Origin of the sequence: Comamonas flocculans (assembly GCF_007954405.1) — a bacterium.
GTDB lineage: Bacteria > Pseudomonadota > Gammaproteobacteria > Burkholderiales > Burkholderiaceae_C > Comamonas_C > Comamonas_C flocculans.
The window spans coordinates 190,957-209,940 of the sequence record NZ_CP042344.1 but is presented as its reverse complement, the minus strand read 5'-3'; the positions used below and the strand labels follow the sequence as shown (position 1 = coordinate 209,940).

Annotated in this window: 16 protein-coding genes and 3 pseudogenes; 8 read left to right on the top strand and 11 right to left on the bottom strand. The window is 67.3% G+C overall.

Annotated features, from left to right (window positions below; translation table 11 throughout):
• Positions 1 to 37: 37 nt before the first annotated feature.
• The 3 genes and pseudogenes from FOZ74_RS16495 to FOZ74_RS00965 all read left to right on the top strand — a co-directional run.
• Positions 38 to 1,108 (top strand): annotated as a pseudogene (locus FOZ74_RS16495) (site-specific integrase); the annotation flags it as partial.
• A gap of 93 nt (positions 1,109 to 1,201) precedes the next feature.
• Positions 1,202 to 1,441: pseudogene (locus FOZ74_RS16000) on the top strand (S26 family signal peptidase); the annotation flags it as partial.
• 158 nt (positions 1,442 to 1,599) lie between these two features.
• The gene (locus FOZ74_RS00965) at positions 1,600 to 3,585 is read left to right on the top strand and encodes a relaxase/mobilization nuclease and DUF3363 domain-containing protein (protein WP_146914024.1); all 1,986 of its coding nucleotides are present in this window, start codon (positions 1,600 to 1,602) and stop codon (positions 3,583 to 3,585) included.
• A 194-nt stretch (positions 3,586 to 3,779) separates the two neighbouring features.
• On the opposite strand, the gene FOZ74_RS00960 is transcribed toward FOZ74_RS00965, so the two are convergent.
• The 9 genes from FOZ74_RS00960 to FOZ74_RS00920 all read right to left on the bottom strand — a co-directional run bounded on the left by FOZ74_RS00960 (position 3,780) and on the right by FOZ74_RS00920 (position 12,419).
• The gene (locus tag FOZ74_RS00960) at positions 3,780 to 5,699 is read right to left on the bottom strand and encodes a heavy metal translocating P-type ATPase (RefSeq protein WP_103044763.1); all 1,920 of its coding nucleotides are present in this window, start codon (positions 5,697 to 5,699) and stop codon (positions 3,780 to 3,782) included.
• A 106-nt stretch (positions 5,700 to 5,805) separates the two neighbouring features.
• Complete coding sequence (locus FOZ74_RS00955; RefSeq protein WP_013519689.1) at positions 5,806 to 6,036, bottom strand: heavy-metal-associated domain-containing protein; 231 nt, start codon at positions 6,034 to 6,036, stop codon at positions 5,806 to 5,808.
• A 110-nt stretch (positions 6,037 to 6,146) separates the two neighbouring features.
• Positions 6,147 to 6,869, bottom strand: coding sequence for a Crp/Fnr family transcriptional regulator (locus FOZ74_RS00950; protein WP_158306335.1), 723 nt, complete (start codon positions 6,867 to 6,869; stop codon positions 6,147 to 6,149).
• A 138-nt stretch (positions 6,870 to 7,007) separates the two neighbouring features.
• On the bottom strand, positions 7,008 to 7,583 hold the full coding sequence (locus FOZ74_RS00945; RefSeq protein WP_013519687.1) for a cytochrome b: 576 nt from the start codon (positions 7,581 to 7,583) through the stop codon (positions 7,008 to 7,010).
• Positions 7,584 to 7,721: 138 nt separating this feature from the next.
• Positions 7,722 to 8,231, bottom strand: coding sequence for a hypothetical protein (locus FOZ74_RS15995; RefSeq protein ID WP_013519686.1), 510 nt, complete (start codon positions 8,229 to 8,231; stop codon positions 7,722 to 7,724).
• A 98-nt stretch (positions 8,232 to 8,329) separates the two neighbouring features.
• Positions 8,330 to 9,307 (bottom strand): FAD:protein FMN transferase, encoded by a 978-nt coding sequence (locus FOZ74_RS00935; RefSeq protein ID WP_024539910.1) that lies wholly within the window; start codon positions 9,305 to 9,307, stop codon positions 8,330 to 8,332.
• Positions 9,288 to 11,492 carry a PepSY domain-containing protein gene (locus FOZ74_RS00930; protein WP_103044765.1) on the bottom strand — a complete coding sequence of 735 codons (2,205 nt, stop codon included), beginning with the start codon at positions 11,490 to 11,492 and terminating at the stop codon, positions 9,288 to 9,290. The genes FOZ74_RS00935 and FOZ74_RS00930 overlap by 20 nt, the downstream gene beginning before the upstream one ends.
• Positions 11,493 to 11,502: 10 nt before the next feature.
• Positions 11,503 to 11,979: a DUF2271 domain-containing protein gene (locus FOZ74_RS00925; protein ID WP_013519683.1), complete on the bottom strand. Its 477-nt coding sequence runs from the start codon at positions 11,977 to 11,979 to the stop codon at positions 11,503 to 11,505.
• A 29-nt stretch (positions 11,980 to 12,008) separates the two neighbouring features.
• The gene (locus tag FOZ74_RS00920) at positions 12,009 to 12,419 is read right to left on the bottom strand and encodes a PepSY domain-containing protein (protein ID WP_146911225.1); all 411 of its coding nucleotides are present in this window, start codon (positions 12,417 to 12,419) and stop codon (positions 12,009 to 12,011) included.
• Positions 12,420 to 12,677: 258 nt separating this feature from the next.
• Here FOZ74_RS00920 and FOZ74_RS00915 point away from each other — a divergent pair, with 258 nt between their 5' ends.
• The 5 genes and pseudogenes from FOZ74_RS00915 to FOZ74_RS00895 form a co-directional block, all read left to right on the top strand.
• Positions 12,678 to 13,232, top strand: coding sequence for a sigma-70 family RNA polymerase sigma factor (locus FOZ74_RS00915; protein WP_013519681.1), 555 nt, complete (start codon positions 12,678 to 12,680; stop codon positions 13,230 to 13,232).
• A gap of 15 nt (positions 13,233 to 13,247) precedes the next feature.
• Complete coding sequence (locus FOZ74_RS00910) at positions 13,248 to 13,715, top strand: anti-sigma factor family protein (protein ID WP_013519680.1); 468 nt, start codon at positions 13,248 to 13,250, stop codon at positions 13,713 to 13,715.
• Positions 13,712 to 14,173: a Spy/CpxP family protein refolding chaperone gene (locus FOZ74_RS00905; RefSeq protein WP_013519679.1), complete on the top strand. Its 462-nt coding sequence runs from the start codon at positions 13,712 to 13,714 to the stop codon at positions 14,171 to 14,173. The genes FOZ74_RS00910 and FOZ74_RS00905 overlap by 4 nt, the downstream gene beginning before the upstream one ends.
• A 123-nt stretch (positions 14,174 to 14,296) precedes the next feature.
• On the top strand, positions 14,297 to 14,776 hold the full coding sequence (locus tag FOZ74_RS00900) for a hypothetical protein (protein ID WP_013519678.1): 480 nt from the start codon (positions 14,297 to 14,299) through the stop codon (positions 14,774 to 14,776).
• A gap of 30 nt (positions 14,777 to 14,806) precedes the next feature.
• Positions 14,807 to 15,197: pseudogene (locus tag FOZ74_RS00895) on the top strand (DUF3363 domain-containing protein); the annotation flags it as partial.
• A 91-nt stretch (positions 15,198 to 15,288) separates the two neighbouring features.
• Here FOZ74_RS00895 and FOZ74_RS00890 read toward each other — a convergent pair.
• Both FOZ74_RS00890 and FOZ74_RS00885 read right to left on the bottom strand, forming a co-directional pair.
• Positions 15,289 to 17,661 carry a phosphoketolase family protein gene (locus tag FOZ74_RS00890; protein ID WP_066708206.1) on the bottom strand — a complete coding sequence of 791 codons (2,373 nt, stop codon included), beginning with the start codon at positions 17,659 to 17,661 and terminating at the stop codon, positions 15,289 to 15,291.
• 83 nt (positions 17,662 to 17,744) lie between these two features.
• Positions 17,745 to 18,953, bottom strand: a complete 1,209-nt coding sequence (locus FOZ74_RS00885; protein WP_146911224.1) for an acetate/propionate family kinase — start codon at positions 18,951 to 18,953, stop codon at positions 17,745 to 17,747.
• Between the last annotated feature and the right edge of the window lie 31 nt (positions 18,954 to 18,984).

The window sequence follows — 18,984 nt, the reverse complement described above, 5'->3', positions numbered from 1 at the left end:
TCACTTCACGAGTCTCCCTTGTCAACTGGAGACTCACATGGCTGACCTCACCAACCGCGGGCGCTTTCGTGTCGCGGTCAAGAACCGCGACGACCTGACCCGGCACTTCAGCTTCAACCGGCTTGATGACGTTGGAAGCTACATGGCGTGTTTGCGCGCGCAACGCTTGAAGCCGCGTGTCGAGCAGCTCGATGAAAGCTGGCTCGTGCGCATTCGCGACAAAGGGCACAAGCCGCTGAGCGCGACGTTCAAGACGCGCAAGGAAGCCGAAGGTTTCATCGCCCGGACAACGGAAGAGCGCAGTCGCGGATTATTCGTCGACTACACGGCATCGCTCAAAGTCAGTCTCGCTGAACTGATGGTGCGCTACCTGCTCGAGGAAGCGCCAAAACACAAGAGCCATCAGGTGCTCTCCTATTCGCTGGAGGGCTGGCTCGCCGATAGCGGACCGGTCGGCCTCGAACTGCTCGAGAAATATCGCGAAGAGCGGCGCAGGCGCGGTCTCGCCGCGCGGGTGAGCAAGTTTCAGATGCGCCGCAGCAGCGGCGAGCTGGCTTGGATTCACAAGCCGCTGTCGGAAATCACGACGGTGGACGTCGAGAATTTCATCAATGAGCGAATCGATGCCGTCGCACCGGCTACGGTCGACCGCGAAATTGACCGCCTGAAGGCTCTCTTCAAGATTGCCATCTCTGTCTGGGACTACCCGCTGGCGAAGAATCCCATGGACGCGGTCCGCCGGCCGAAGTACTTCAATGAGCGCGATCGCCGCATCGCGGACGACGAAGAGCGCCGCCTGCTGGAGGCCTTCGCCGCGCTGGACTTCGAGCGCGCCGTTGAGGCTCGATTGAGCGAACTTGCCGACGCCGCTCTTGCCGACCATGTGTTTACGAGCGTCAGCGCACGCAAAAAGGTGCTGGCGAAAGTCCGTACTGAGTTGCTCCCGCTGGCGCAGGAGACGGCTGAGGCTGTGCCCTATTTACAGGTTTTTTATCTGTTCCAGGTCATGACCGCTGCACGCCGGGGCGAGACGCTCGGGTTGCCGTGGAAGCACGTCGATTTCGTCGCGAAGACGGCCTATCTTCCTAAGACCAAAAACGGGCGTCCACGCAAGCTGGCACTGCGCGAAGATCTAGTGCAGCTAGTGCGCGAGCTACCCCGCGACACCGAGCGGGTTTTCGACCTGGGGATTGACTATCTCGTATGCGTCACGGGTCGCATCGTCCGCATCGACGGCGTGCTTTCGGCCACTGTGCTGCCCGCCGACCGCTGGGGCCGGCCGCTCCCATCCTGGCAGCAGTGCCAGCGCCTCGAACCCGGTGAACTGTTCCTGCTCAGTGTGACCAATCCGGCGTCGTTCGATAGCAGGTATTTCGGGCCGGTCAGCGCAGCCGCCGTGATCGGCGTTGCACGTCCGGTCTGGCTGGAGTCACGCCCATGATCGCCGCTGATTCGCTGCGCATCATCGTGCTATCGGGCGTGGCGCAGCACGCAGCGGCTTCGCCGCCGTGCCGCGTGGGGCGCGAGGCTCGCGCCAATGCAGGCTTGTCCGCGTGCTTCGCACGACCGGACACGCCAGAGCTTGCAGAGAGCGCAGCCATGACCGACCGCCGCGACGATGATTTCCGCATCCGCCCCGGCGTCCCAAAGAACCGCGGCCAGGGCTTCGTCTCCAAGGTGCTCAAGCAGGCGGGCAAGGCCGGCAGCGGTACGTCCGCTGTGCGCCGTCCTGCCACTGCCAGCGGCACCGGGAGGGGCACCGGCCAGCGGCCCGGCTCGCGTCTGGGGCGCGGCCACACGGCGGCGCGTTTCGCGGGTGCGAAGCTGACGCCCATGTCGCGGCGCGTGACGATCAAGACCCTGCTGGTCAATCAACGCAACGCCAGCCCGCAATCGCTCGCCAAGCATCTGCGCTACATCGAGCGCGACGGCGCCGGCCGTGATGGTGAGCCGGGCCGGGCCTATGGGCCGCAGACCGATGCCGCCGATCTGGATGCCTTCAAGGAACGCTGCGCCGACGACCGGCACCATTTCCGCTTCATCGTCTCGCCCGAGGATGGGGCCGAGTTGGAAGATCTGCGTACCTACACGCGACACCTGATGAATCGAATGGAAGCCGACCTGGGCACGCGGCTGGAATGGGTGGCGGTCGATCACTGGAACACCGACAACCCGCACACCCACCTGATCGTGCGCGGGCGCGACGATACCGGCAAAGACCTCATCATCGCGGGCGATTACATCGCCGATGGCTTCCGGCATCGTGCGTCTGAGCTGGCGACCGAGTGGCTGGGGCCGCGCACCGAGCTGGAGATCCAGCAGACCTTGCAGTGTGAGGTGGAGCAGGAACGGTGGACGAGCCTGGATCGCACGCTGAAGCGCGAGCTTGGCGACGGCGGTCAAGTGCAGATTGAACGCTTCAACGAGCCGCGGCTGCAACGCCAGCGCCTATTGCTGATCGGCCGCCTGCAGCGTTTGCAACGTCTGGGCCTGGCCGATGAAGTGCAGCCCGGCACCTGGGCAGTCCATTCGGATGCGGAGAAGACCTTGCGCGCCCTGGGCGAGCGCGGCGACATCATCCGCACCATGCAGCGAGCCATGAATGGCGAGCCTCGCGAGCTGGCCGTATTCGAGCCGGGCGACGATGGTCGCAGGGTCATCGGCCGTGTGGCCGCCAAGGGGCTGGCTGACGAGCTGCGCGACCGGGGCTATTTGGTCATCGACGGGGTGGACGGCAAAGCCCACTATGTTGCGCTCAACGCCCGCGTCGAACTGGCGAACTATCCGACCGGCGCCGTGGTGGAGGTGAAGGGGTCGGCCGACATGCGCGCGGCCGATAAGAATATCGCGGCGCTGGCGAATGATGGCCTGTACCGCACCGACCACCACCTCGCCATCGCGCAGGGTCAGGCGGTGCCCGGACGCGACCCGCAGGAGGTCGTCGCGGCCCACGTCCGCCGGCTCGAAGCCCTGCGCCGCGCCGGCATTTTGGAGCGTGTCACCGAAGGTCTATGGAAGGTACCGGACGACCTGGCTGAGCAGGGCCGCCGCTACGACGCACAGCGCCTGGGCGGCGTGGCCGTGGAACTGAAATCGCACCTGCCCATCGAGCGGCAGGCCCGCGTGATCGGAGCCACCTGGCTCGACCAGCAACTGATCGGTGGCGGCTTAGGGCTGGGTGGCCTGGGCTTTGGTAGTGAGGTCAAGGACGCACTGCAGAAGCGGGTCGATTTCCTCGCCGAACAGGGACTGGTCGAGCGACGCGGCCAACGCGTCATCCTCGCCCGCAATCTGTTGAACACGCTGCGCAGCCGCGAACTGGCCCAGGTCGCGAAGGATATTGCCGCAGAAACTGGCCTAGAGCATCGCCCGGTGGCCGACGGCCGGCGCGTGGCGGGGATCTACAGGCGTTCCGTCATGCTTGCCAGCGGACGCTACGCCATGCTTGATGACGGCATGGGGTTCAGCCTGGTGCCGTGGAAGCCGGTGATCGAGCAGCGGCTGGGGCAGCAGATTGCGACGACTATGCGCGATGGCGTTGCGTCGTGGGATATGGGGCGGGGACGTGGGATGTCGATCAGATGAACTGAGCGAGAACATAACGTGCAGTCTCAAGCTGCAAGAGGGTTTTGTGCCCATTAATTTCGTCCTTTCTTGTTTCTGAATTCATCGAACACTCAGGTTCCGGCAAGATTCTTGCGGCAGTGCAGCGGCTGGGATGGGAACAAGGCCTCTGGCACCGAGATGCCAGAGGCCGAGGCAACGATCATGTGCACCGCTCAAATGGATGGAGCCGACTCTCTCGCCACTGTCGACAAGGGCGCTGAGTGCGCCGGTGTCGCGCGCCGCAGCAGCCGCATGGCATTGGCAATCACGATCAATACCGAGCCTTCGTGGAACAGCATGCCGGCGGCCATGGTCACCCCACCCATCAGCACACCGGTCAGCAGGAGGCCGACGGTCGCTAGAGCGATGACGATGTTCTGGCGGATGTTGGAGAGCGTGCGCCGCGCCAGCGAGATGGCCTCGGGCAGCTTGAGCAGGTCGTCGCCCATGAGCGCGATGTCGGCGGTCTCCACCGCCACGGCCGAGCCGGCTGCGCCCATGGCCACGCCGACGTCGGCGGTGGCCAGCGCCGGCGCGTCGTTGACGCCGTCGCCAACCATCGCGACGACGTGGCCGGCCCGCTGCAGGCGGGCGACGATGTCGAGCTTGTCCTCGGGCAGCAGCCCGGCGTGCACCTCGTCGATGCCGGTGGCGGCGGCAACGGCATCGGCCACCGGCTTCACGTCGCCGGTGAGCATGACGACCTTCTTCACGCCCGCCTTGTGCAGCGCGGCCACCATGGCTGCGGCGTCGCGCCGGATCTCGTCGGCCACGGCGATCACGCCCAGCACCTGGTCGTCCACGGCAACGATCATGGGCGTGCGCCCCTGGGTGGCCAGTTGATGCGCCTGGCGGTCTGCGCCCACCGTATCGGCGACGCCAAACTGCTCCAGCAAGGCCAGGTTGCCGATCAGCACCCGCTTGCCCTCGACGCGGGCGGTGATGCCCTTGCCGATCACGGGCTCGATGTGCTCGGGCAGCTCGGCCACCGCGATGCCTGCTTGCTCCGCCGCTTCCAGGATGGGACGCGCCAGCGGGTGCTCGGAGCCGGCCTCGGCGCGCGCCGCCCAGGCGAGCACCTGGTTCTTGTCCACGCCCGGCGCCAGCGCCACGACATCGGTGAGCTGCGGGCGGCCCTTGGTCAGCGTGCCGGTCTTGTCCACGGCCACGACGTCGATCTTGGCCGCGGTCTCCAGGAACTCGCCGCCCTTGATCAGGATGCCGTCGCGTGCCGAGCGGCCGATGCCGGCGACGATGGACACGGGAATGGAGATCACCAGCGCCCCCGGGCAGGCCACCACCAGCAGGGTCAGGCCCAGCACCACGCTGCCGCTGATGAGGCCGGCCAGCAGCGCCAGCACGACGACGGCGGGGGTGTACCAGGACGAAAACCGGTCCATGAATTTCTGCGTGCGCGCCTTGGCGTCCTGCGCGTCTTCCACGCGGTGAATGATGCGCGCCAGCGTGGTGTCGGCGCCGATGCCGGTGGCCAGCACCTGCAGAAAGCCGCCGCGCGAGATGGTGCCGGCGAAGACATGGTCGCCCTTGGACTTTTCCACCGGGATCGATTCGCCGGTGATCGACGCCTCGTCGAGCGCGCCGGTACCGGCGATCACCTCGCCATCGACCGGCACCTTGGCGCCGTTCTTGACCAGCACCACCTCGCCCATGGCGACGCTGGCGGCGGGGATTTCCACCTGCTCGCCCTTGCGCATCACGATGGCCGTGTCCGGCGCCACGGCGATCAGCTCGGCCAGCGCCGCGCGGGTCTTGTTCAAGGTGGCCGATTCCAGCGCGTGGCCAATGGCAAACAGGAAGGTGACGGCCGCCGCCTCCCAATACTCACCAATGATCAGCGCGCCGACGGCGGCGATGCTCACCAACAGGTCGATGCTGATATGGCGCACGGCCAGCGCACGTACGGCGTTGCGCACGATGGGCGCGCCGGCGACGAGGGCGGCGGCGACCATCAGCCACTGGGCCGCCAGGGCAGCGCCGTAGCCCTTGGATGCGGTGAATGAAGCCAGGATCAGCAGGCCGGACAAGGCGGGAGTCGTCCAGCGGCCGTTGATCCATGCGTTGATCTTGTTCATGGGGTTGGCCTCCAAAGGTGGTCAAGCGGGACAGGGGCAGCCGCCGCCGCCGGGCGCGGCGGTGTGCTGCTCGTGGAGTGAGCGGCGCGGGGGCCATGGTGGTGCGTCAGAACGCCGAGGCGCGCGCGGTGTAGCCCACCTTGGCGATGGCGGCGATGAGATCGTCCGCGCTGACGGTTTCGGGGTGGTGGTCGACTTCGATGCGCGCCGATGCGAAGTGCACCTTGACGTGGCTCACGCCCGCCATCGCGCCGACGCTTTTCTCGATCTTGGTCACGCAGGACGGGCAGGAAAAACCCTCGGCGCGCAAGGTGGTGCGGGTGTTGGTGTTGGTCATGGTTTTTTCCTTGTATGACGGTCTGGTTGAGGGATGCCTTCACTGTAGGCAGGCCCGCCGTATTGCTCCATGAGAAACGTCAATCAACAGCAGCCGACTTTGGCGCTGACTCAAACCATGCCGTCGCGCACTTGCTCCAAGCGCGCCGCATCGACGATGGCGACCCAGCGCCGGCCGGCGTCGATCCAGCCCTCGCGCTGCCACTGGCTGAACAAGCGGCTGACCGATTCGGTGGCCGCGCCGGCCATGGCGGCCAGGTCCTCGCGCGCCAGCGGCACGTCCAGCAGCATGGCCTCGTTCCAGGGCTTGCCGACCTTGTCGGCAAGAACCAGCAGCAAGGCTGCCAGGCGCTGCTCCAGCGGCGCCCCGGCCAGCATGTGAATGGCGTGCTGCGACTGCGTCAGCCGGTGCGCCACGCCCTTGAGCGTGGCCACAGCGACTTGCGGAATTTCTTGCAGGATGGCGTCGTACTCAGGCGCATCCAGGCCCAGCAGGCAGGCCGGCGTCAAGGCGGTGGCGCTGTCGGCGTAGAACTGCTGGCCCAGCGCCGGCAGCGCGCCAAAGAAATCGCCTGGGGTGAGCAAGTCAATCAGCGACTGGCGCCCATCGGCCGCCAGCCGCGTGGTCTTGACGGCGCCGATCGCCACCACGTAAATGTGCGTCGCGGCATCGCCTTCCAGGTAGACGGGCTCCCCGGCCGCGAAGTTCTGGGCCTGGCAATGCCGGTTGACCTGCGCCAGTTGCCCGTCGTCGAGATCGGCAAAAAGAGGGACTTTGCGGCAAACGGCCATGCGCATGTCCAGCGAGCAGGCCGCCGGGTCCGGGTCTGGCATGGACAGGGGGATTTGGCGGCGTTTGTTTATGGCTTGTTTCATCGTGCTGTGGAATAAGTTCGCGGCGTCTTGAGCCGATCTGCCGGTGTTCCGGCCGGCGTCCAGATCCGGAGCTGGCAAGGGTTTTGCGGCAGCCGGTCAGCGGCTGTCTCTGGAGTTTGGGTCAAGTCGAGCCCGCCCCAGGCCCATGCGTGCCAGCGTCGTGTCGTGCATCAGGTAGTGATGCACCAGCGCCGCTGCAGCGTGTAGGCCGATCAGCCAGTACCCGAGTGTGCCGATTGCCTCGTGGACTTCTTTGAGGCCGCCTGCAAGCGCCTTGTCAGGCGCCATCAGCCCAGGCAGTTCGAGTCCGAACAAGGACACGGGCGCGCCCTTGGCGTTCAGGCTCAGATAGCCGAGAACGGGCGCCGCGATGAGCAGGCCGTAAAGCGCCCAGTGCATGACATGGGCCAAGCGGGACTGCCACGCGGGCGTACCGGCAAGCTCACTGGGTTGACCCAGCATCCACCGCAGCGGCAGCCGAACCAATACGACGACTGCGAAAACCAGGATGCCCAGGCTTTCATGCCAGCTCTTGGCCAGCGCCCGCTCGGCACTGCCCTTGGGCAGGCCATCGTGCAGCTCGATCAAGGCATAGACACCGACCATCAGCAGCAGCGTCAGCCAGTGCAGTGTGATGAGCGTTGGATGGTAGCGTTCAGTGGTTCTGGACATGAGGCTCTCAATGTGGATGCGGGCGTGAACGTGGCAGCCCGCGCTTTTGCAGGCGAGGCTGCCACGATGCCAACCCTCGTTCCGGTTCTGAAAAAGCAGCTGATGGATTCTTGCTGCCCCTGCTTGCAGCACCGTTTGTCAGCCGATGGATGCGTCGCGACCGGTTGGCTGCTGCGCCATAGCCACCCAACGCAGCCCATCGCCCTGGCTGAGGTAGTAGTGGCCGTCGGGACTGATCACCACCGCACGGGGTGCGATCGAGTCGAAGAAGTACTGCCAGCCAAACCCGGGCATGCCGGCCTGGGCCTGGTTGGCGATGGCCTGCCAGGGCGCCGTTGCCGTTTCCGCCGCTGGTTGGGCTGCGGCGATCCAGCGCAGCCCCTTGCCGCGGCTCAAGTAGTAATGGCCATCAGGGCTGATGACGACGGCGCGCGCTGCCTGCGGGTTGAAGAAATACTGCCAACCATGTCCGGGCGAGCCTGCCTCGGCCGAGTTGGGAATGGCCTGCCAGGGTGCGTTCAGCGCTTCGATGCGCTCGGCGCGGCTGGCGTGGCGCTGCGTGCGATCGGAATGATCGCCGGCCAGGGCGGTGTTGCCCAGCAGGGCCGCGGCGATGCCGATGGAGGCGATGGTGGTGGCGACTTGCATGACGTTCTCCTTGAGTTGCAATGCAGTCACGATCGACTGTGGCTGCAGTCTGCGCGGGTGTGGGTGAACCGGTGCTGAACAGCCTCTTCACCCGCCGTTCATGCCGTACCCGCCGATGCGGCAGCGGCGAAGCGGCCCGAGCCCAACTCGACCAGCGCCTCGCCCCGGCGCAGCAGCCACAAGGCATCCAGGCCGTGCCGATGCGCCAAGGCCAGGCCCTGGCCCGAGCCCGCCACCAGCAAGGCGGTGGCCCAGGCGTCGGCGTCCATGCAACGGGGCGCCAGCACGGTGACGCTGGCGACGCCGTTGTTCACCGGCTTGCCGCTGCGCCCGTCCATGCTGTGCGCCAGGCGTGCCTGGCCCACCTGGACGAAGTGCCGGTAATCGCCCGACGTGGCCACGGCCAGGTCCTGCAGCTCGATCACCCCGTGCGCGGCGCGCAGGCCTGCACGCGGGCTCTCCAGCGCCACCGCCCAGGGCGCGCCGCTGGCCTGGGGGCCGATGGCGCGCAGCTCGCCGTCCAGTGCGACCAGGGCGTGGCACACGCCGTGTCCGGTGAGCACGGCACACATACGATCCACGGCATAGCCTTTGGCGATGCCGCACAAATCGAGCTGCAGTGGCGAGTGCTTGCGCGCCAGGCCGGCGGCCAAGTCCAGCTCAAGGGCTTGCGGTGTCGGCAGGCGTTTGGCATTGCGCGCGGCGCGGATGGCCTCGGCGTCCGGCGTGTCGCATGCCGCGCCAAAGCCCCAGGCATCGACCAGTGCGCCGACGGCGGGATCAAACGCTCCGTCGCTCAGGCGGCAGACTTCGAGCGCGCGGGCCAGCACCTCAAGGATCTGCGCCGGCAGTGCCAGCCAATCGCCTACCGGCGCACGGTTGAGCTGATTCAGTGCGCTTTCCGGCTGCCAGGGCGACATCTGGGCATCGACTTGTTCGACCGCTTCGGCCAGCGCCTGGCACAGCGCGTTCGTGTCCAGCACAGGCGGCACATCGCAGCTCACGGCCCAGCGCGTGGCCATGGTCGGCCCGTGCAGTTGCAGCCGGTGCAAGGGCTCAGAACAGGTCTTCGGCATAGCGCCCCTTGGCCTTCAGTGCGTTCACGTCAAGGCCCAGCGGCGCCAGCAGCGCATCGAGCACCTCGCCCACGCCCTGGGCCATGGGGCGGCTGCCGCACACGCGCACCGCGGCGCCGGCGGCCAGCAATTTGCGCAGGCGTTCGGCGTCGCGTTGCAGGATTTCCTGCACGTAGCCGCCGCCGGGCACGCGCGAGAAGATGGTGTTGACGCTGGCCACGCGCTGCTCGGCCTGCCAGCGCGCGATCTCGGAGCCGAAGTAGTAGTCGGTGGCCGGGTCGCGCGCGCCGAAGTACAGGTGCATCGGCGTGCGCTCGTCGTTGCGCCGAATGAAGCCTGCCAGCGGTGCCACGCCGGTGCCAGCGCCGATCAGCAGCACGCTCGGCGGTCGACCGCTGAGGGTAAAGCCCGGGTTGGCACGGATGAAGGCCTGCGTGCTGTCGCCCGGCTTGAGCCCCAGCAGGTGCGCCGAGCACACGCCGCCGGGCCACTGGCGCACGCAGATTTCCAGAAAGCCGTCGGCGCTGCCCGACGCCAGCGAGTAATAGCGCGCCACCGCGTTCCCCGGTGGCACGATACCTACCAGGTCGCCCGCCTCGAAGCGGCCCAGGCCGCAGCCGAGCAGACGCGCAAACCACGGCTGGCGCGGCCAGGCAAAGCGCAGGATGGCCGTGGGCCGATCGGCCTGGCCGGGGTAGTCGCGCCGCTCGACGAGCGTCAGCGCGGTGGTGGCGGGCAGACGGGGTCGGTAATCGATCGCCAGCGGCTGGCCCAGGGCCTGCGCCAGTGCCTCGCCCCAGCGGGCGAACTGCTGCGCCGACTGCTGGTGGATCAGCTCCAGCGGCAGTAGGCTCGCATGCCCCTGGGCACGCAGCGCCTGCTCGACGGCCTGTGCATAGGCGCAGAACGCCGGGTATTGGCGATCGCCAAAACCCAGCACCGTCACCGGCACGCCGCTGCCGCCCTGCGCGGCAATGCGCTCCAGCGCATGACGCGCATGCGCCGGCGGCTGGCCATCGCCATGCGTGGCCGCCAGGATGAAGACCTGCTGCGCCGTGGGCGTGATCTGGAAGTGCTCCAGTGCGCTGCTGTGCACGCGCCGCCCGGCGCGTACCAGCGCGGCATGCAAGGCCTGGGCAAAGCCCCAGGTGCTGCCGCCCTCGCTGGCGACGAAGATCAGCACCTCGGCCTGCTGCAGGCGGGAGTTGTCGGCGATGTGCACCGCGTTGCGGCGCCCCTGCCACCAGATCAGCACGCCGCTCGCCCAGAACAGCAGCACGCAGAGGCCCGCGAGGCCCATCACCACGGCCCACGGCCAGGCGCTCTCGCCGGTGTGCAGCACGCGGGCCCAGTCGTCCAGCCGCTGCGCCAACGTCGCCTCCTGCCAGGCCAAGGTATCGCCGCTGTGGCGGTCAATCCAGCCTTGGCCGCGCGTGGTCGCCACCTGCCAGGTGTCGGTGGGGTCGCCCGCATCGGGGAGGTTGACGCGGTGCAGATCGCCGACGCCGAGGTCGCGCAGCAGCGGTAGCTGCGCCGGCGCCAGGTCGGCCCCCGTGCTGGCGCTGGAAACAACGTCGGGCTCGGGCCCGGCTTCCAGTTCGAGCAGGCCGAGTGTCGAGGCGCTCATGGTCAGCGCCGTGATCGAGGACAGCAGCAGCAGGGCCAGCACCACCCGGCCCGCCAGTACGTGCAGGCGCTGCGCCAGGGTGCCGCGCACCCGGCCTGCCACATGGCGCCAGCCGCCCATGCGGCGCACGAGCAGCACCAGGCCGGAAATCGACAGCAAGACCATGGCCAGCGCCGTGGCCGCGGCGCCCCAGCGCCCACCATCGCCCAGCAGCAGCGCGCGGTGCAGGTTCTTGACCCAGCGCGGCATGCTGGAGGGCTGGTAGTTGCCAAGCAGCTGGCCGCTGGTTGCATCGACGTAGCGCGCCTGCGCTTGGTCGCCGTCGAAGCCGAAGGCGGCGACGGCGCCCGAGGGCAGGCGACGGATTTCCTCGACGCCGGGCATGGCCTGCTGCACCTGTTGCACCAGCGTGGCCACCGGCAGGTCGGCCGGTGCTGTCGGCGCCTGCCAGGCCTCCTGCACCGGATCCAGGGCCAGCAGGGCACCGGACAGGCCCAGCACCAGGGCCACGGTGCCCAGGCTCAGACCCAGCCATCGGTGGACGGCTTTCCAGTTCATGCCTTGCTCCTTACTTCAGCTGGAAGCTGGCCGACTGGATGTACTGCTTGCCGGCCTGCGCCTTGCCGGCGCCCGCCGCCGTCAGGGGCAGCCGCACCTCGGAGGGGCTGTCACGCATGTCTTCCACGGCGGCGTCGATGCGGATCTCGTAGCCGGCGTCGATCAGCGCGTCGGCCAGATCGGCCGTCACCCTGAGCGTGCGGCCCGCGCCGACGCTGGCGCCGGTCACGCCATTGAGACGTTTGGCGTCGCCGGCCGACAGGCGGCTCCAGTCCGCCAGGTGCTTGTAGTACTTGGCCTTGCCGCCGGCCACCCAGAGCGTGCCGGCGTAGGCGCCCTTGGCATCGGTCAGGTAGACCGCCAGGTAGGCGCCGTCGCCGCCGTAGTTCTTGAGCTGGGTGGCAATGGTGACTTCGCGCGCCTGGCCGAGGGCGGGCACGGCAAGCGCGCAAGCTGCGGCAATGGCGGTGATCAGGGGTTTGGACATAGGGTTCTCCTGGAAAGAGGGGAGGCGATTCATTGCACCTGGCCGCGCGGCGCGCTGCCCGGGGTAAAGAGGGGTGAGGAAGGGGCAGTGCCCGCATCCTGCGGCGTGTGGTCGCGCCGGCGCTCGCGCTCCCGGTCCCGGTCTTTGTGGTGGTCATCGCGCTCGCGCGACTTGATCTTCAGCACCTGCAGGGTCTCGGGGTCGAGCTTGGCCTTGAAGTGCTGGCCCTGGGCGTCGGTGCCACGGATTTCGTAGCAGCCGTCGTCAATCTTCAGTCGCTCGACCTGCCAGCCCTGCTGCGCCGCCATCTGGCGCACCGCTTCGCGCGACTGCCATCGCGCGGCCGGGGCATCGCAGTCGCTGGATGCCACCGCTGGCAGCGCCGCGACGGCCAGCACCAGGGTGGCCAGCCGGGGCTTGAGGTGTAGGTTTCGTTTCATCGTCGGTTCCTTTCACAGCATCAGAGCTGTTGATGCCAATAATTTTGACGAACCGGGGGTGAATCAACACTGAACCTTCTGTTCACCTCGTGTTCATCCGATCGAGCCAACGGTCAGTTCACGTTGCCACATGCCCCCATCGGACGTATTGATGAGAAGCATGAAGCGAATCGCGAGTCTGGCTGGACTGACGAAGACGGGTTCGTCAGGGCTTGCCCGAAGATGGAACTTTTGCGCTCCTCATGCGTTAACGCCCCAATGCCCCAACCGAGCCAGTTTGACGAGACTGACTGCATTGCCCGCGCCCAGCGCGGGGAGGTTGCGGCGTTCTCTGAGCTGGTGACGCGCAACCAGGATCGCATCTACCGCTTTCTGGTGCGCATGACTCGGTCACAGGAGGATGCGCGCGAGTTGACCCAGGAAACCTTTCTGAGCGTCTACCAGGCACTGCCCAGCTGGCGCCCGCAGGCGCAGCTGTCCACGTGGCTGTTCCGCATCGCGCGCAACCAGGCACTGGACCGGCTGCGTCGCGCGCGGCACGTGGAGTTCGTGGCGCTAGACGACGCGCTGCATCAGCAGGTACCGGCGGATACGCCCACGCCCGAGGCCATGCTGCAGGCGCGCCAGCGCATCGCGGAGCTGGAGCGCGCGCTGGCGCGGCTGTCGGTGGAGCACCGTGAGATCCTGCTGTTGCGCGACATCGAGGACATGCCCTACGAGGACATTGCCCAGGTGCTGGGCATCGGCCTGGGCACCGTCAAATCCCGCATCGCCCGCGCCCGCGCCGGGCTGCTGCAGCACATGCCACGCTGACCGCAAGGAGCCACCATGACCTGCCCACGCATCGAAGACCTTTCCGCCTTTGTCGATCACGCCCTGCCCGCGCGCAGACAGGCCGCGCTGCAGAGCCACCTGCGGGCCTGCCCTGTCTGCAGCCAGCAGCTCGATGCGCTGCGGGCGCTGCGCCAGGAACTGCACGCCCTGCCATCGCCCACGCTGGGCTTCGATCTCGCGGCGCAGCTGCAGGAGCGCCTGCGCGACCGGCGGCCACCGCGCGCCGCCAGGCCCCGGCGTGCCGGCTGGGACCTTCTGGGCTGGATGCCCACGGGCCTGGCGGCTGGCGCGGCGCTGGTCTCGGGCCTGTGGATGGGCGGGCTGCTGCTGGGCACGGGGGCAGCCATTCCTACCACGTTTGCGGCCGCCGACCCCGCCATGGCGCGCGTGTTCGACCCCGTGCCGCCGGGCGGGCTGTGCGCCGCCACCGAGATTTGCCGACTGCCAAGGAATCTGCCATGAAACACCCCACCTGGATCCGCACCCTGCTGGCCGTCTCGCTGGCGCTCAACCTGGGCATTCTTGCGGCGCTCGTGCTGCGCCCTGCCCGCGTGGCGCCGCCCCCGGCGCCGGCCGTGCACCTGCCGGACTACCTGGCGCTCACGCCCGGGCAACGCACGCGCTGGGAGGCGCTGGAGGCGCCGTTCCTGCACGACCTGTCATCCAACTGGGACGACATACGCCACCGTCGCGAAGCCCTGGTGCGCCACATCTTCGCCGCCGCACCCGACCGCGCGGCCATCGACGCCGAGCAGGCCGCCATTGCCCGCCTGCAGGCCGCGCAGCAGCAGCGCGTGATCACCCAATTGCTGGCCGAGCGCGAGCTGCTGGACACCGCCCAGCGCGAGCGCCTGCTGCAGCTGTTGCTGGGTCGCTACGCGCAGGAGGCGACCGAGGAGGAGCTGCTGCACCGCAAATAAGGCCGTGCACCAAAGATGCAAAACACATGGAACATTCAGACGCGCGCTTCGTTGAAGAGGGCAAGGCAGCCAGGCAACCCGCACGGCCACCTTGCATGGTTCAACTTTCAACGGAGCATTTCCATGAAACAACTCACCACACTGCTGCTGGCCGCCGCCCTGGCAGTCCCCCTGACCTCGATGGCCGCGAGCGCGCACGACAGCCACGGCAGCGCCGAAACCCACCAGTTGCAACTCAACGCCGGCAAGAAATGGGACACTGACGCGCCGCTGCGCCAGGCCATGACGGCCGTCCATGCATCGGTGACGAAAATCCTGCCCGCGGCCCATGCAGGCAAGGCCACGGCGGCCGACTACGACGCCTTCGGCAACGCCGTCGGCCAGCAGGTCGCCTACATGGTGGAAAACTGCAAGTTGCCCCCCGAGGCGGACGCCCAGCTGCACATCATCGTGGCCGACCTGGTGGCGGGCGCCGAGGCCGCCCAGGGCAAGCACGGAGAAGGCAAGCGCGCCGCCGGCGTGGTGCAGGTCGCGCAGGCCTCCAACGCCTACGGCAAGTATTTCAGCCACAGCGGCTGGAAGGCCGTCAAGCTGCCCCATTGAAGGACATGCCAAGCAGGGTGAGGGTATGCCCAAGGCAGGCCCATTCGCCCCCGTGCAAAGTGTCTAGCCACGTTCGGGCACTTGGAGGCACCACGCCGTGCCAGCACCATGGAGCGCGTGGTCGAAGGGCTATGGAAGGTGCCGAACGATCAGCCCGAGCAGGGCCGCCGCCATGACGTGCAGCGTCTGGGTGGTGTGGCCATTGAGCTGAAATCGTACCTGCCCATCGAGCGGCAGGCCCGCGTGATCGGGGCCACCCGGCTCGAATGGCAGCAGGGCGGGCCTGAGCAACCTGGGCTCCGGTGAGGGAACCAAGCAGGCGATGCAGCAGCGCGCCGACTCCCTGGACGAACAGGGACTGGATAAGCGGTGCAGGCGATGCGTGATCCTGACATGCAACCTGCTGGGCACGTTGCGCAGTTGAGAACTGGCGCAGACCGCGAGGACATCGCCTCCACCGGCCTGGAGCTGCCGGCGCACTTCATGACCGGCACAGGATTCGCGTACCTGACTCACGGGCTCAATAAATCTTTGGGATCGCCGGTGCCATCAAGAGCCGCGCGCTGCGCAGGGTCGAGCAGTGCTTCACGATTCCAGCCGGCCACGGTCGCTGCGGCATCCACCGTATGCGCCCAGGTACAGCGGTTGGCGAACAGCATGCCGGGGACATCGAAGGTGCCGCCGCGGCTGATGTAGCCGAGGGCGTGCGTCCTGGTCGGGCCGTTGTCGATGCGGCGCAGAATGCCGAGCATGGGCTCGGGGCGCGTGTGGGTGAGGATCACGCGCGGCAGGCCTTGCGGGAACAGCGTGCTGACAGTGGCGTCTTCATCGACGAACTCCGCTTCCATGGCATCGCGCGGGATGCGCAGGCGGCCAGGTTCCAGGATGACGGTGACGCAGGCGCGCTTGCCCATCCCGGCAAGGTGCTGCTGCGCCTTGATCGCCTCGTCGAGTTGGTAGGCACCCAGCGCGATGAGCTGCACTTCGGCCTCGGCGGGGTCACCGATCAGATGGGCCGCGCCGTCACGGATCAGGCGTTGCGCCGATTCGGCATCGAAGCGGTTCTCCACGTCGCGCTTGGAAACGATGAGGCAGGCCAGTTGCCCGCGTCCGGCATAGATTTCGCGCAGCGCGGCGACCGCAGTGTTGCCATCCACCGGGAACAACACGCGCGAGGTGTCCGACATCTCGCCCAGCAGGGCTTCGCCGATCGTCGGGTCTTGGTGCGACTGTTCGTTTTTGGCGTTCTCCCAGGTGTGCGAGGTGACGATGAGTGGCACCGACAGCCAGCCGGCGGGCTGGCCGACCTGACGCAGGTGGCGGGCGAAGATGATTTCCTGCCGCATCAGGCCGAGCATTTTTACGGCGAAGGCCTCGTAGCTGACGATCAGGTTCAGTCCACCCTTGTTGCCGAGTGCGGCGGCGGCCACGGCCTCTTCGTTGAGCGCGGTGATGACGGCGCCGTGCAAATCCTCAGGCACACCGGGTTCGGGCTCGTTGACGCGGTGCTTGAGCAGCGCCAGCGTGCCGCCCATCTTGTTGCTGGCCAATTCGTCAGGGTTGCCGATGCGCATGCGCAGCTCGGGATTGGCTTTGGCGAATTCAACGAACCACTGATCCAGCGCCGTCATCGCACTGCCTTCGCTGCCTGATATTTCCCAGCGCGGTTCGGGCAGCCTGGGCGCAGCGGGGTGGCGGTGCGCCATCGGATGCGCGCTTTCCAGCGGGCGCTGCTGGGCGGCGTGGGTTGCGAAGGCGGTGAGCGTCGCGTCGAGTTCGACCGGAGCAACGAAGAGCGCAGCCGCGCTTTCGTTGAACCGCCCACGCATGGCGACATCGGTGTGGGGGTTGCCGCCCAACGGCAGGTTGTGCGCGGCGTTGCTGCCAGCACCGGGAAAGCCGAAGCCCTTCTCGGTCTCGGCGATCACGTAGGGCAGAGGCGCCGGATAGCGGCGATCCGGATCGGCGGCAAACGCACGCAGCGCGCCCTCGGCTTCGACGATTGCCCAGGCGATCGCGGCCGGGTCGCGGCCATCGACGATCACCGGGTCGAAGCCGTTGTGGCGCACGTCGTCGGCCAGCCATTGCGCACCCCCTTCCTGCATGATCTGGGTACGTTGCTCGATGCGGCGGCCGTTGAGGATCATCACCGGTACAGCGAAGCCGCTGTCTTGCGCGCGCCACCAACGCGGCGCCCAGTCCGGGCCACGCTGCTCCTCGAAGGCGCCGTCACTGAGGAAGGCGACCAGCGATTCGCCAGGCAGCGGCATGTGGATGTACTGCAGTTCGGCAAAGCCGAGGTAGCCGCCTTCGGACACGGCACCGGCGGTGTTGGGGCCGGCATGGCTGCCCAGCGGCACGGCCGGGCGGCCCTGCGCATCGATGGCATAGGAATAGAAATCGGCACACAGGCGCGACAGGCCTTGCTCGCTGCGGTCGTAGCGGCCCCGCTGCGCGGGCGAGACATCGCCGGTCAGCACATTGACGGCTTCGATGGCGGCGACACAATGGCCCTGGCCCATGATCCAGCCGCGTGTGCTGCCGGTGAGCGCGTTGGCCAGCAGGTAGCCGACGAAGGCCTGCACCATATTCAGCGAGCCGCCGGTGTGGCCTTCGGGCGTGGGCTTGAAGTCCTCGGCTGACAGCGCCGCGCCGGAAAGATCGATGCGGCGCGCATAGGTCATGTGCGCGACCACGTTCATGGCCACGCAGCTCAGGCGGTCGGCGGCGGCAAGCAGGGTGTAGGCCGTCGTCTCGTCGGCAACACGGCCCTCGACGATCAAACGGGTCACCAGGGTTTCCATGCGTTTGATGGTCTCGTCGCGATGGACGATGGGGCCGTGCCCGGCAAGCCAGCACTGGCGGATGGTGGAAGCGGTGGTCATGCGATTTCCCCTCTTTGATGTCGATGAATCCCTGCGTGGCTACAGAGTCAGTTGAGTTGAGCGCGCTCGGCCTGGCTGGGACATCACGCGCCGCCTATCAAATCCTGCGTATAGCGCGCTGTGATCCATTCCTCGTTGGTAGGCTCCACCGCGGCCAGCACCCGGCTGTCGGTGGTGGAGATAACCGGGGCATCGATGGCGTTGGCATCGGCATCCAGCTTGATGCCGATAAATGCCAGGTCGCGGCAGACGCGCTCGCGCACGAAGGCGTTGTGCTCACCGACACCGGCAGTGAACACGAGCAGATCCAGGCCGCCAATGACTGCGATCAGTGCGCCAATCTCCCGCACGATACGGCGCACGTAGAGCGCCAACGCGATGCGGGCGCGTTCGCCGACTTCGCCGGAATCGCTCTCGTGCTTCACCACCACGCGCGGCTCGGCCGAAATCCCGGAAACACCGAGCAGGCCGGACTGGTTGTAGAGCGTGCGGCCTACTTCTTCCAGTGAGAGCTTTTCGATCTCCATCAGGTAGAGCAGGGCGCCCGGATCGAGCGAGCCGGTACGGGTGCCCATCATCAGGCCGTCGAGCGCGGAAAATCCCATCGTGGTGGCGATGCTTTGCAGGTTCTGCATCGCGCACAGGCTGGCCCCGCTGCCGAGGTGCGCGACGATGGTGCGGCCGCGTGCCAGATCACCGTGGCGCTCGGGCAGGACGTGGTTCATGTAGTCGTATGAAAGGCCGTGAAAGCCGTAGCGGCGCAGACCGCGTTCCCAGGCCGAGTACGGCAGCGGCAGGATCTGCTCCACCTTCGGCGCCGTGCGGTGAAAGGCTGTATCGAAGCACGCTACCTGAACAATTCCGGGCCACTGCTCGAACAGCAAACTCATGGCCTTCAGGGGAAAGGGTTGGTGCAACGGCGCCAAAGGAATCAAGGCCCGCAGCTCCGCGATGGAGCCATCGGTCACCACGGTTGGCTCGAAGTACCTGCTGCCGCCATGGACGACACGATGCGCGATGGCCACAATGCGGCGGCCATCGAGTCGGGCCACGATGCGCGCTTGAATCAGCGCCAGAGCGGCGGTGTGAGGGTGTTCGTGATCCAGATGGATGCGCTGCTGTGCAGTGCCACTGTCGCTGTACTCAGGCGCGGGCCCAGCAATCCCTTGCACCTTGCCGTGCCAGAGCGGCTCGCGCGGCAACGGGCGCACCTGTGCATCGAACAAGGCGAACTTGATGCTTGAGGAGCCGCAATTGAGCACCAGGATGAGGCTCGGCTGGGAGTTGCTCATCGTGATGCCCCATACAAACCGGCCTGGGACA

Coding starts and splice junctions, on each gene's coding strand:
- FOZ74_RS15995 (WP_013519686.1), bottom strand. CDS start 8,231: ATGCAAGTCGCCACCACCATCGCCTCCATCGGCATCGCCGCGGCCCTG.
- FOZ74_RS00920 (WP_146911225.1), bottom strand. CDS start 12,419: ATGAAACGAAACCTACACCTCAAGCCCCGGCTGGCCACCCTGGTGCTG.
- FOZ74_RS00930 (WP_103044765.1), bottom strand. CDS start 11,492: ATGAACTGGAAAGCCGTCCACCGATGGCTGGGTCTGAGCCTGGGCACC.
- FOZ74_RS00905 (WP_013519679.1), top strand. CDS start 13,712: ATGAAACACCCCACCTGGATCCGCACCCTGCTGGCCGTCTCGCTGGCG.
- FOZ74_RS00945 (WP_013519687.1), bottom strand. CDS start 7,583: ATGTCCAGAACCACTGAACGCTACCATCCAACGCTCATCACACTGCAC.
- FOZ74_RS00915 (WP_013519681.1), top strand. CDS start 12,678: ATGCCCCAACCGAGCCAGTTTGACGAGACTGACTGCATTGCCCGCGCC.
- FOZ74_RS00925 (WP_013519683.1), bottom strand. CDS start 11,979: ATGTCCAAACCCCTGATCACCGCCATTGCCGCAGCTTGCGCGCTTGCC.
- FOZ74_RS00890 (WP_066708206.1), bottom strand. CDS start 17,661: ATGACCACCGCTTCCACCATCCGCCAGTGCTGGCTTGCCGGGCACGGC.
- FOZ74_RS00960 (WP_103044763.1), bottom strand. CDS start 5,699: ATGAACAAGATCAACGCATGGATCAACGGCCGCTGGACGACTCCCGCC.
- FOZ74_RS00965 (WP_146914024.1), top strand. CDS start 1,600: ATGACCGACCGCCGCGACGATGATTTCCGCATCCGCCCCGGCGTCCCA.
- FOZ74_RS00935 (WP_024539910.1), bottom strand. CDS start 9,307: ATGCCGAAGACCTGTTCTGAGCCCTTGCACCGGCTGCAACTGCACGGG.
- FOZ74_RS00955 (WP_013519689.1), bottom strand. CDS start 6,036: ATGACCAACACCAACACCCGCACCACCTTGCGCGCCGAGGGTTTTTCC.
- FOZ74_RS00950 (WP_158306335.1), bottom strand. CDS start 6,869: ATGCCAGACCCGGACCCGGCGGCCTGCTCGCTGGACATGCGCATGGCC.
- FOZ74_RS00900 (WP_013519678.1), top strand. CDS start 14,297: ATGAAACAACTCACCACACTGCTGCTGGCCGCCGCCCTGGCAGTCCCC.
- FOZ74_RS00910 (WP_013519680.1), top strand. CDS start 13,248: ATGACCTGCCCACGCATCGAAGACCTTTCCGCCTTTGTCGATCACGCC.
- FOZ74_RS00885 (WP_146911224.1), bottom strand. CDS start 18,953: ATGAGCAACTCCCAGCCGAGCCTCATCCTGGTGCTCAATTGCGGCTCC.